Origin of the sequence: Apilactobacillus kunkeei, assembly GCF_001421115.1 — a bacterium.
Lineage (GTDB): Bacteria > Bacillota > Bacilli > Lactobacillales > Lactobacillaceae > Apilactobacillus > Apilactobacillus kunkeei_F.
In genome coordinates, this window is sequence record NZ_JXCW01000001.1 from 253382 (window position 1) to 267285 (window position 13904).

1 protein-coding gene is annotated in these 13904 nt (G+C 43.5%); it reads left to right on the plus strand.

The features are described from left to right. Positions 1-94 precede the first annotated feature (94 nt). The gene (locus RZ55_RS01055; RefSeq protein ID WP_143444165.1) at positions 95-13846 is read left to right on the plus strand and encodes a DUF5776 domain-containing protein; all 13752 of its coding nucleotides are present in this window, start codon (positions 95-97) and stop codon (positions 13844-13846) included. The last annotated feature ends 58 nt before the right edge of the window (positions 13847-13904 follow it).

The following is a 13904-nucleotide window of genomic DNA, read 5'->3' on the forward strand; positions in this document are numbered from 1 at the left end:
CTGGTACAATATTTTTTATATAGATTGCATTTTAGGGGATGATATATTGCAATATAATAAGAGCAAATTTAATAAAGTAAATGACAAAAAAGTCATGAAAAAAGTTAAGAAACAATGGGTCGTTGTATCCGTTGCTACCTTAGCTCTTTTAGGTGCATCCGCCTATGGCATGACATCTACTTCTTCAGTAGTTGCTCACGCTGATACTGACGGACAATCCACACAACAAGGAGGTTCAAACGGAACAACCACCACTACTAGTGGAAACTCCGGTGAATCTCAATCACAACAAGAAGCTGACGCACAAAGTGCTGCGGCTCAAAAACAAAAAGATGCTGCTCAAGATCAAGGTAGTTCTGATGGAACTGCAGGAGTAGCCAAAGCATCATTATCATCCTACCAAGATGATTATAATTCTGCATACAGTGCTGCTTCTATTTCAGCAAGTATCGCTGCATCTAACGCAGGTTCAAGTGACTTTACCGCTAATAAGTCAAAGGCTTCTTATGCCAACCATCAAGACGCCTACGATACTGCATACTCAGCTGCATCAACTGCTGCTAGTGTCGCTGCATCACAAAAAGCACATGATGACAGTGTCGCTGCATCATCAAGTGCCGTAAGTGCAGGTATTAGTGATTACGCTAAAGGTAGTTCAGCTGCTTCAAACGTAGGCTCTGTAAACCAATCTACATACAACAGTGCTTACAGCCAAGCAAGTAGCGGTTTTTATGCTGCATTGAACAGTAGTACAGCAAGCAATGCCAACACTTCAGATGCTAACTATCAAGCTGGTTCAGCATATGAAGCTAAATACTCAGCTGCAATTTCAGCTGCTATTAATGATGTTGTTATGAGTAATGGTAACAACATGGCTTCATACTCAACTGATCAGGGTGCATACTACAGTGCTGCCTATGCGGGTGCCCAAGCTGCCATTAATGCATACTCAAATGCTACTCAAGGTAATGGTACTGGTACTCAAGATTACAACTACTACAACAACACAGCTAACACTTCCTATACTTCAGGAAATGGATCAACAGCTGCAGTTAACCCAAACATTAACAAATCAACTTGGGGCCAAGGTTCAAGCGCTTCATACAATGCTTCAGCAGCAGCTGCTTACACTGGTTCATACAATGACAGTTACCAAGCAACTAAGGGTGGAGCTGACAACCCTAACGATGCTTATAACTCAGTAATTAGCTACGAAAATGACTTAGGTCTTAAGTTCAATAATGCTCAAAACACCTCAGTTAAGGTTAATGGTCAAAATGCAACATCTGGTGCCGCTAACATTAAGGTAGCTTCACAATCAGATGTTAAGACCAACAATTCAGCGTTCTATGGTGCATTATCTGACGTTTACAAGTACGCAACTACTGCTGCTCTTGCTAAGCAAGGGATGGTAGATGCTGAAAAAGGTAAGTGGACAGGGGTTATTGGTGATGGATCTGCCAAGGGTCAAACCCAAGATTTCTATCTAGCAAATAACAACATTACCACTAGTTCTACTAACCCATACGATCAAGGATACTTAGGGGCAAAGGCCGCTATTGCAGCTCAATTTAATGGTGGTAACTCTGTTCAATCAATTTCTGCCATTGATGCCTCAAGTAAACAAGACAAGAATTACATCGCTGCATACAACGACGTTGTAAACCAAGCAGCGCAAAACGTTGTGTTCGTATCTACTGGTAAGCAATTTGACGGTATTATGAACAACTCATCATTACTAAGCAAAGGTTTCACAATTAAGTTGGTAAATGATATTGACTTACATCCTGTTAATACGGCTCAAGAAAATGATGTTAGTGTTAATGCCGTTGAAGGTAATACTTATGTTGTTGATGGTCAAAACCATATCGCTGATATGTCTGGTCAACAATACAAGTTCAATACTGCTACAACAAGTAACACTAAGTTGTATGTTCAAAACTTCCAAACTTTATATGGAACTAACTACTATGGTCCATTCTCACTATCTAATGGTGGTGCAATTTACTACAAGAACGTTAACTACGTTGGTTCACAAATCTTGTCAGCCAAAGGTAACTACGTATACGTTGATGGTAATGTGAACGTCTTCCAACGTGATGATGTTTACGATTCACCTTTCTTAAAGGGACAAAATGCCCAAGGATCAGGTAACCAAAATAACCTATCAATCGCGAATATGGTGTTGAACAAGGGCGCTCACTACTTTGGATCAGTAGGTTCAAATACTGGGGCTAACGTTGTTTACATCTCTGGTGGTGGTAACCTTACCTTAGGTGAAGACTCAAGTATGACATTGATTCCTAGAGGTAATGCAACTGGTGGAGATGACGGTTCAGATAGTGGCCCAATGGGTGTCGATATTCAAAATGGTAGTTTGACTGTTAACAAGAACGCCAACTTGAACATCATGCCAGATTACTCCAACACTTACCCACAATATGGTGCCGGTGGTGGTATCTACGTAGGTAGTAACGGTGGAGTTCGTGTTGACGGTGGTCGTATTAATATCGAATCAAACCAATCACCTAAGATGTACGGACAAACCAACGCACTTCTATACGTACAATCTGGTTCAAATGTTTTGGCAACTAATGGTGGTACCATTCAAGTTAAGGTGGCCCACATTGGGGACTCTCGTGCTCCAAGCGGACCAACATCTGGTGGTGGATTAGTTTACCTAGCTGGTGGTACTGTTCAAGTCGCTAACCGTGGTAACTTAATCTCTGCCATCTCAGATGGTACTGGTTCAGGTGTTCCTTTAGTTTACGGTAACTTGATTGTTAACAACTCTGGTGATAGTCACGTTATCCTAGATGCTGGTTCAGCAAGAAACAGCAATGGTAGCAACACCAATCCATTTGTTAGTGGTGGAACTATTAACGCCTACACTGGTAAGGTTAATGGTAAGATTTACTACAACTACCAAATGAACTCATCAAGTCAATACACTTCAACTGATCAATACTTGAAGACAACAAATAACACACCTTATGCTGGTGGACAAATTTTAGACATTAGTAGTATTCCTTCTGTATACTTCGCTAACCCAATCAGTGCTAAGACTAACAGTGATGGTTCAATCACTGTTTCTGGTATTGCTAAGGTTGCTGGTTACGATGGTTCTGACTATGCTAAGCAAAACGTTTACCTACAATATGGTATCGATAAGAACTCAACAACTAACTACAATGATTCCGGTATGAACACATTCCTAACTACTGATTCAAACGGGAACACTGTTCAATACTCCAACCCAGCTACTGATAGTAACGGAAGAATTGTTGATAACAACGTATACTCTGCAACATCACCATCAAACGTTACTCAAATTCCTATTAGCTTTACAATTCCAAAGTCTCAAGCTAATGGAATTAAAACTGTTGGTATTTACATGAGATATGGTGTTAATGGTATCTACATGACAGCGACTCCAAGTGCTACTGGTGGTAGTGACTACAGTTCATCAATCGTTGGTTACTCAGCTGGTTCAAATGGTTCACTATCTCAAGACCCTGCCGCAACTGTTCAAGTTAACAGTGGTAAAGGTCAAGATATCACTGATGGTTTAAACAATGCGATTGCTGATGCCACAAATGGTACCAACTCAAAAGATCCATTGAGATACCAAAAGAACAATGATTATACTGGTGTTTACGATAGTGTAATGAGTGGTTACAAGGCTGCTACTCCTCAATTGCTACAACAATTAGGAATTACAGACCCAACCAAGGCTCCTACTACACTTACACCTGATCTTTTGGCTAAGATTCAACAACTACCAGAATATCAAAAGGCTGCTAACCCAAGTGCCTTCATGCAAGGTCTACAACAAGCATACAAAGATTACCTAGCTAACTCACAAGCTGCAAATGACATTGCAAACGCAAGTCCAGCTGCCGCTGCCGCAGTTGCAAATGGTAGTCAAGATTCTGCTTACAAGAAGAACTATGCTGCTAGTTACAACACAGCACAACAAGCACTTAACGATGCAGTTGCTGGTAACACAAACAATAGACCTGCTGATACTGATCCAACAGGTCAACAAGTTTACGACAAGGCTCAACAACAATACAAAGATGCTCAAAAAGCAATGGTTGAAGCTGCTCAAGGTACAACTAACAATCCAAACAACTTGGACCCATCAGCTTACCAAGCTGGTCAAGCTGCTTACGCCCAAATCGTTAACGATGTTAGAAGTGGTAAGAAGGAATCAACATCTGATGCTCCTCTAAACACTATGTCACCATTAGCTCAAGCTCTATACCAACAACAATATGATGCAATTCAATCAAAATATGCTGGTGGTCAACAAGCTGCATTGAACGGTCAAACTGCTCCATCAGATCCACAAGCGCTTGCTGGTTACAATGATGCAAAAGATGGTTTCAATAACAAACCTGCTTCAGATACTGAAAAGAACTCTGCTGCATACAAGGCTGGACAAGCTGCTAAGACTGACGAACAAGCTGGTAAACAAGCTGCAATGTCTGATGTCAATGCACAACCTGGTGCAAATGATTCACAAGCTAAGAAAGATGGTCTACAAGCAACTAAGGATGCTTACGCTGCTGCAAGTGGTCAACAAACTCCACTAACAGACGATCAATTATCACAAAAATCTCTACCATACCAAGATGCTTACAAGGCTGCTCAAACTGCTGCAAACAACACTGTTGCTCAAGCAGAAGCTGACTACAAGAATGGTACAACAGCTAACAAGCCTCAAGGTAACGGTGTAGATGCTGCAGCTTACAAGAAGGTTCAAAATGATGCAGCTGCCGGTGCTACTGCTGCTAGTCAACCAAATAGTCCAGCAACACCTGATGCAAACCAAACACCTGCATACAAGATGGGTTACAACGTTGCTAAAGGTTCAGCTGACGCTCTAAACGGTGCTCAAAAGAATCCTAACAACAGTGATCCTGAATACAAGAATGCATATGACCAAGCTGCTGACGGATTTAACGGTGCAAACAACACTGCTCCTGAAAACCAAACTGCTTCATACAAGGCTGGTCAACAAGCTAAGACTGATTCACAAACTGGTGCAAATCTAGCAACTAATGGTCAAAGCTTACCAACTAACCCAGCTCCATCACAAGCTGAAACTGATGGTTACAACGCTACCAAGGATGCTTATGACACTGCTGCTGGTAAGAAAGCACCTATTTCAGATGCTGACCTAGCTAAGAAATCATTAGCTTACCAAGACGCATACAAGAAGGCACTTGCCGCTGCTACTCCAGTAGTAAACAACGCACTTGCTGACTACAAGAACGGTTCAACTGCTAACAAACCAGCTGATGACAACAGTGCCGCTGGTCAAGCTTACAAGGCCGTTAAGGATGACGCTGCTGCTGGTGCTAGCGATGCTAACCAACCAAACAGTGCAGACACACCTGCTTCTGACAAGACACCTGCTTACAAAGAAGGTTACAACATTGCCAAGGGTGTAAGTGACGCTGAAAACGCTAAACCAGCTTCAACAACTAACACAGATCCTAACTACACTAACGCTTACAACAACTTTAACGACGGAAAAGCGCAAGGTGAAAAGGCTAAACCAACTGACCAAGCTCCAGCTAACGCTGATCAAGCAACCAAAGATGGTTTCGCATACGGTCAAGGAATCGCCGCTCTTAAGAATGCCAAGAACCCAGAAGACCCAAGTGCTTCTCAAGGTTTAACTGGTAAACAATTAGACGGTTTCAACGCTGCTAAGGATGGTTATGAAGCTGCAATGAAGGGTCAACCTGCTCCAACTTCTCCAGCCGCTGCTGTTGAAGGTTACAACTACGCAAAGGCATTAACTGATGGTGCTGCTGCAGATAAGAGACCTGACACTGCTACTGGTAACGATGACTTACCAACTGAACAAAAAGCTTACGATGACACTCAAGCTGCCATTGCTCAAGCTAAAGCTGACGTTAAGGCTGGAAAGACTGGAAGCCAATTAGCTCCTAGTGATGGTAACGCCAACAACAAGGACGTATACGACAAGGCATACGCTGCTGCTGTTAAGGCATACCAAAACACTGACCCAACTGCTACTGCCGCTTCTGCTGGTATCAAGGATGATGCTGTTGGTTCAGCTGCATTCGAAGCTGCCAAGGCTGATGGACTAAAGGTTCAAGGTGCTAAGACATTTACAGATGGTAAGGCTAACAACCAAAGCGATCCTAACTTTACTAAGGGTTACGACGATGCTAAGCAAGGTTATGTTGACGCATTGAAGGGTAACGCTGCTGCTCCAGCTAACTCTACAGATGCATACAACACAGGTGCTGCTGCCGGTGCTACCGATAAGGCTGGTTTCCAAAGTGCTGAAAACGGTAATCCTGATGGCTCAGATGCCGCTAAGGGTGCTGCTGCAGCGATTGCCGCTGTTAAGGCTGCTAAGGGTAAGGACCTAGACTCACTACCTGAAAGCAATGATCCAAGCAAACCTGCATCATACAACAACGCTTACAACGCTGCTTTAGAAGATGCTAAGCAAGCTGCTAAGCAAGGTATTGCTTCACAATTAACTCCAGATAGTACAAACACTCAAGCCCCAGTTCCTGCTGCTTTAGCCGACGTTTACAAGGCTGCTGCAAATGATGCTCAAAAGGGTTATGCCGAAGGATTAACTGGTAAACCAGTATCAGACAGCAATAACGCTAGCGAAACTCAAGGTAACCAAAAGGGTGCTGCTGACAAGCAAAAATATGATGATGCTTTAGCTGACTTTGCTAAGGGTATTACTGACCCAGCAAATGCTTCAACTGACCCATCATTGAAGTCAGACCCTGTCTACAGATCAGCTCTTAATGCTCTAGTTGATGCTTCTAAGGGAACAACTGGTAGTGATAATTCACCTGTATACACAGTTGCAAACTCACAAGCATTAGGTTCAAAAGATGCTCAAGCTGAAATCGCTAAGGATGCTGCTAAGGGTACTGACCCACAACCAATCACTGACCTAAGTGATCCAAGATTAGCTCAAACTCCAGCTAAGGATAAGCAATCATACATGAACGCTTATAACGACGCTATCAAGGGTTACAATGCTGGTAAGAACAACACATCTGACACACCTACTAACAACGATCCAGCTGATCAAAATGCATTCAATGCTGGTAAGACTGCTGGTGATGCTGCACGTGGTGCAAATGATGCATTAAACGGTAAGAAGTCAAACGATGATGTTGCTTCCGATCTAAACAGTACTGACCCAGCTAAGAAGGCATACGCTCAAGGGGTTACTGATGCAAACAATGGTTATGCACAAGGTCTAAACGACACAACTCCAATGAGTAGCGACGAATTAGCTAAGAAGACTCCAGCTTACCAAAAGGCATACGCTCAAGGACAAGCTGACAAGGCCGGTGTTGACGCTGCTAAGTCACAATCAACTCCAGACGCTAACAACGTACCAAGTAACATCGCAAATAACAAACCAGCTGCTGACGCTTACAAGGGTTACGCTGCTGCTGTGGCTGCAGTTAAGGCTGCTAAGGGTAATGCTACAAAGGCTGACCGTCCAAGTGACTTTGACTCACAAAGTCCTGACTTCAAGGCTGCTTACCAAAAGGCAATCCAAGATGCTGTAGATGCTAACAAGGCTGGTCAAGATTCTGTTGCTAACCCAAGTTCAGCTGCTGCTCGTCCAAGTGATCCAGCTCAAGCTGCTGTATACGATGCTGCTAGAAGTGATGCAAGCAAGGGTTATGCAGAAGGATTAACTGGCAAACCAGTTTCAGATGCTAATAACGGTAACGAAAAAGCTGGTCAACAAGCTGGTCAAAACGACAAGGCTAAGTACGAAGCTGCTGTTAAGGATTATGCTAATGGCATTACCGACCCAACTAAGGCTTCAAACCCAGCCAATGCAAATGACCCAGTATACCAAGAAGCATTGAAGGCAATCGCCGATGGAGCTCAAGGTAGAACTGATGCTAACGATAAATCACCTGTATATGCGGTTGCTAACTCACAAGCATTAGCTAAGAAGGATGCAATGGATGCAATCAAGGCAGCCAACGCTTCTGCTAATGGTACTGATCCACAACCAATTACTAGTGACAATGACCCAAGACTTGCAAATACTCCTGCAACTGATAAGGAATCATACAAGAATGCATTTAACGATGCTATCAAGGGTTACAACGCTGGTAAGGCTGATGATTCAAGTGCTACACCAACTAACTCTGACCCAGCTGACCAACAAGCATTTAACGATGCAAAGGCAGCCGGTGAAGCTGCTCGTGGTGCAAACGACGCATTGAACGGTAAGAAGTCAAATGCGGATGTTGCTTCTGATCTAAACAGCACTGACCCAGCTAAGAAGAGTTACGCTCAAGGGGTTACTGATGCAAATGACGGTTATGAACAAGGTCTAAGTGATCAAAAACCAATGAGTAGTGATGCACTAGCTCAAAAGACTCCAGCTTTCCAAAAGGCTTACGCTCAAGGACAAGCTGACCAAAAGGGTGTTAATGAAGCTAAGTCACAATCTACTCCAGATGCAAATAACGTTCCTTCTGACATTGCAAACAACCAACCAGCTGCTGACGCTTACAAGGGTTACGCTGCTGCCGTTGCTGCAGTTAAGGCTGCTAAGGGTAATGCTACAAAGGCTGACCGTCCAGCTGACTTTGACAAACAAAGTCCTGACTTTAAGGCTGCTTACCAAAAGGCAATCCAAGATGCTGTAGATGCTAACAAGGCTGGTCAAGATTCCGTTGCTAACCCAAGTTCAGCTGCTGCTCGTCCAAGTGACCCAGCATTAGCTGCCGTATATGATGCTGCTAAGCACGATACTAACAAGGGTATGGCTGAAGTATTAAGTGGTAAGCAAGGTAGTTCAGATTCTTCAAATGCAAACGAACAAGCTGGTATTCAAGCCGGTACTCCACTACAAGCTGCATACCAAGCTGCCGCTAAGGACTTTGCTAAGGGCATTACTGACCCAGCTAATGCTACTCAAACATTCACTGATCCTAAACAAGAACAAGCTTACAAAGATGCATTGGCTGGTATGAAAGATGGTTCACAAACACCTGCTTCAGACCAAAATGATCCAAAGAGCGAGTCACCAATTTATGCTATCGCTAAGCAACAAGCACAAAACGTTAAAAACGCTGTCGCTGCTGCTCAAGGTAGTCAAAACGTTGCAAACGGTCAACCTAACAAGGCTAGCGACCTAGCAAACGCAAATGGATACAACAACCCTGACAACAAGTCAGATATGGATGACGCATATGTTGCTGCATCTAACGCATACAATGATGCTATCAACCATAACAACAGTGACAAGCCTGCAGATCAAAGCCAATACAGTCCAGCTGATCAATTAGCATATGCTCAAGCATACAAGGCTGCTAAGGATGCTGCTGCTAAGGGATTAACTGACTTTGGTAATGGTAACAAGAATGAACAACCAACTAACCCAGCTGATAAGGCTGCTTACGACAAGGCTCAAAACGATGCTCTTGCTGGTTTAAATGATGGATTGGCAAACCATGCAGATGCTACTAAGCAAGCTAATAACCCTGCATACAAGCAAGGTGTTGACGATGCTGCCGCAATCCAAAAGGCTGCTGAAGATGCTGTAAATGGTACTTCAACTGGTAAGGCTAACTTGACTCCAAACCAACAAGCTGCTTATGACAACATCAAGCCTGCTGCCGACGCTGGTCAAACGGAATACACAGATCACCCAGATCTATATGCTGGTAAGACTGGTGACGACTTGAAGAACGCTGCTAACCAAGCTGCACAATCTAAATATCCAAATGATCCATTGAAGCAAGCTGCATTTGCTCAAGCAATTGAAGCAGCTGGTGACGCATTTGGTAACGGTGCTAACGCATTTGGTAATGGCGAACAACAACCAACTGGTATTGCCGCTGCTGGTTACCAAGCTGCTCAACAAGCATACAATGCTGCAACTAACGGTACCGGTAAACCTGAAAAGGTAAACGGTCATTACCCAACTCCAAATGGTGTTACTCCTTCTGATCAATACGATAAGACATTTGATGCCGCATACGACAAGTACAAGGCCGCTGTAGATAACGCAGCTCAAGACACTGCTGCAAACGGTGGTACTGCTACTAAGGCTGCTGACTCAAATGCCTACAAGAACGCTACACCTAAGGAACAAGCTGCTTACAACGATGCTGCTACTAAGGCTGCTAAGGGTATCGCAGATGCTAAGCTAGACGACCCAACCAAGGATGCCCAATATGGTACTACCAAGGATGGTAAGTTCGTTCCTAACAATGACACTGCAGCTCAAGCATACGCTGGAGCTAAGGCTGGTTATGCTGACGGTAAGACTGGTGCTACTAACGAACCAACCAACGTAAGTCCTGCTTACAAGGCTGCTTACGACAAGGCTAATGCAGATGCTAAGGCTGCTGCACATGCTGGTGTTGAAGACTTTGCACAAGGTTTATCTGCAGCTAACCCAACTGAAGATGCACAAGCCGCTAAGAATGCTCACAGCAATGGTTACAACCAAGCTGCTGCTGGTTACCAAGCTGCTATCAATAACCCATCAGGTGACTTCTCAAGCAATCCAGATGCAAGTTACCAAAAGGGTGTTGATATGGCTAAGGCTGCTGCCGCTGCTCGTGACAACGTTCTAAATAACGGTGACGATGCTCAACCTACTTCTTATGAATCATCAACTGATCCAGACGTACAAGGTGCTGCTAAAGCCGCTGCTGCTGCCGCTAAGGCTGCATTAGCAGATGGTAAGAATGGATTAGATAAGGTTACAAATGCAGGTCAAGTACCTGATGCATTTAAACCATACGCTCAAATTTACGCTGATGCTTATGCCACTGTTCAACACGCTGCTGACAAGGCGGCTCAAGATGGTGCCAAATCATTCGCTTCAGATGGTAAGGAAGGTAACCACGTTACTGACCCTAACAACAAGTCAGTAGATGCAGTTGCTAACCAAGAAGGTTACAACGATGCTCAAGAAGGCTATCATGATGCTCAAACTAACCCAGATTCTGTAGCTTCAAATCCAAATACAGGTTCTGTAAATGGTGATGAAGCTGCTAAGGGTGCTGCCGCCGCATTTAACGATGTTGCTGGTAAGGACAATGCTAAGCCAGGAGATCACGCAACTTCTGATAACAACCCAGTATACGAAGCTGCTTACCAAAAGGCATTAGCTGAAGGTAGACAAAATGCTTCTGATGGTGCTAAAGCATTGTTTGATAACAATGACAACAACTCAACTGCAAACGCTTCAACATTAGCTAAACCAAACGCAACTACTGCTGCAGATAAGGCATTTAACAAGGGTCTAGAAAATGCTAAGGACGCTTTAGCTGATGCTCAAGCAAACGATCCTGCTAAGGATGCTCAATACGCTGGTGACAATGCTAATACAGATGCTGGTAACGTATACCACGCAACTCAAGATGCATACAACGCTGTATTGAATGGTCAACAACCATTAACTGCAAGTCAACTATCTGCTGAGGATCCTGTATATGCTGCCGCATACAAGAACGCATTATCACGTGCTCAAACTGCATCAACTAATGGTGCAACTGACACTAACGATAACGGTTCATCATATGATCCAAATGCACTTGCTAAAGCTGTTTACGAAAAAGCAAGAACTGACGCAAACAAGGCATACAACGATGCTCTTGCAAACAAGGATCCAGAACTAAAGGATCACAATGGTATTGATAAGGGTTCAGTTGCTTACCAAGCAACTCAAAACGCTATCAATGACTACTTGAAGAACAACGGTAATGCTAAGGAAGATCCAACCGCTGCAGGCATGGATCCAGCTAATGCTCAAGCTTACAAGGTATACTATGAAAAGGCTAAGGCTGCTGTTGCTCAAGCCGCAACCGATGGTGTTAATGCTTACCTTGGTGGTAAAGCTATTGACGACGTTCCATCTGTTGAAGGTGACAACGCTGGTTTAGGTCAAGTTGCTAAGGAAGCTGCACAACGTGCTGAAAAGGGCCATGAAGATGCCGTTAACAACGGTGGTCGTGTCAGCGATGCTAACCAACCAATCGCAAAAGACCCATCTTACCTAACTGGTTTGAAGGGTGCCCAAGATGCTGCTAAAGGTGTTGCAGAAGCTAAAGCTGACGCAACTAAACAACCTGATGTAGCTGCTCCTCAAGCTGAAAAGGACGGATTCAACGGTACTGTAGATGGATACAACAAGGCTGCTACTGATGGAAGCATCAAGCCTGAAGATATCGATGCATATATCGCTGCTAACCTAGGTAACAAGTCAATTGCTTACCGTGATGCCTTCAAGGCTGCTTACCTAGATGGTCTAAAAGTTGCTAAGGCTGGTGCTGACGCTGCAAACGCAAACGAACCAGACACAACTAACGGTCAAACTGGTGCAGCTCAAAAGGCTCAATCACAAGGTTACAAGGATGCAAATAACGCATTCCTAGACAAACTACATGGTGTCGATGACAAGGACGCAACTTCAAACACTCCAGCTTCAGTTGCTGGACGTCAAAGAGCTAGTCAATATCTACTAGCCCTACAAGATGTTGCAGAAGGTCATCCAAACACTGGTAGCACAGATCCTGATTACCAAAAGGGATTAGCTACTGCTCAAGCTGCAGTTGCTCAAGCTGTTGCTGATGCGAAGGCTAACAAGCAATTACCAGCTGACCTAACTCAAATCCCTGTTCCAGATGGTTCAGACCCAGTTGCTTACCGTGATGCTTATGCTGGAATCCTAAGTGGTTTCTACAACGGTTACAACAGTAAGTCAACTGATTCTGGTTCAACTGATGCTTACTACAACATCGCATTTGGTATCGGATATGCTAAGGGTAAAGCAAGTATCCCAACTGATACTTCAGCTCCTAGCGATTTCTTGAACAACAGAAAGATGCCAACAATCACAGATCCAGCTGTCGCTAAGGCATACAAGCAACAATATGACGAAGCTAAGTCTGGTTTCTACGATGCTCTTTACAAGAGAGGCGCTAAGTCAACCAACGACTACTACAAGGCAAGCTACAAACTTGCTGAAGATGGTTTAGCTGGTATGAAACTAGCTGCTAAGGGTGATACTAAGGCCAACCGTGATCTTCTAAAGACCAAGGACGCTTCATTCGTTAATGGTTACAACGGTTACCTAAATGGTGTCGCTGCTGCTAAGAGAACTCTTAAGAAGAACAAGAAGCTTTCTGCTAAGGATCTTCTAAACAAGGACAAGCTATACAGCTACACCTTCAAAGAAGGTTTGAAACATGAAATCAAGATTCAAAGAGCACATGGTAAGAAGTTCGGAACTAGAAGAGCGCTAGAACGCGTTGCAATTCCTAAGAACATCTACACTCATCATTCTGAAAGTTATGCTCGCGCATACGTCGCAACATACAAGAAGGAAATGAAGAGACATATGCCAAGATACATCTACAATGTAGATACTATCTTTACGCATAGCCATGTTAAATTCACTCATCACACTAGAATCAGAGAATATGCTTACTCAGCAAGATACAATTCAACTGTATTCAGAGTAGTCGGTGTGAAGTACTACAAGAACCGTATCCCAAGATACCGTTTGAGTAATGGCGCTGTAGTAACTGCAAGTCAAGCAGTACAAAACGCTTACTACAAGAAACAATTCAAGAAGTATACTGTAATCAAGCCTACTGGAACATTGATCCATACTGGTAAGACATTCACTAAACGTAATTCAGTAAGAAGATTGTACAGAGGAGAAGTATTCCATGTACGTAAAGTGGTTAAATTCCACGGAATTACTCGTCTATACGTTGGTAAGAATGAATACATTACTTCTAACAAGACATATGTCAAAGCAATTATCAAATAATTGCTAACAAAAAGAGTCACTGGTTAATTCCAGTGGCTCTTTTTTGTATACATATATA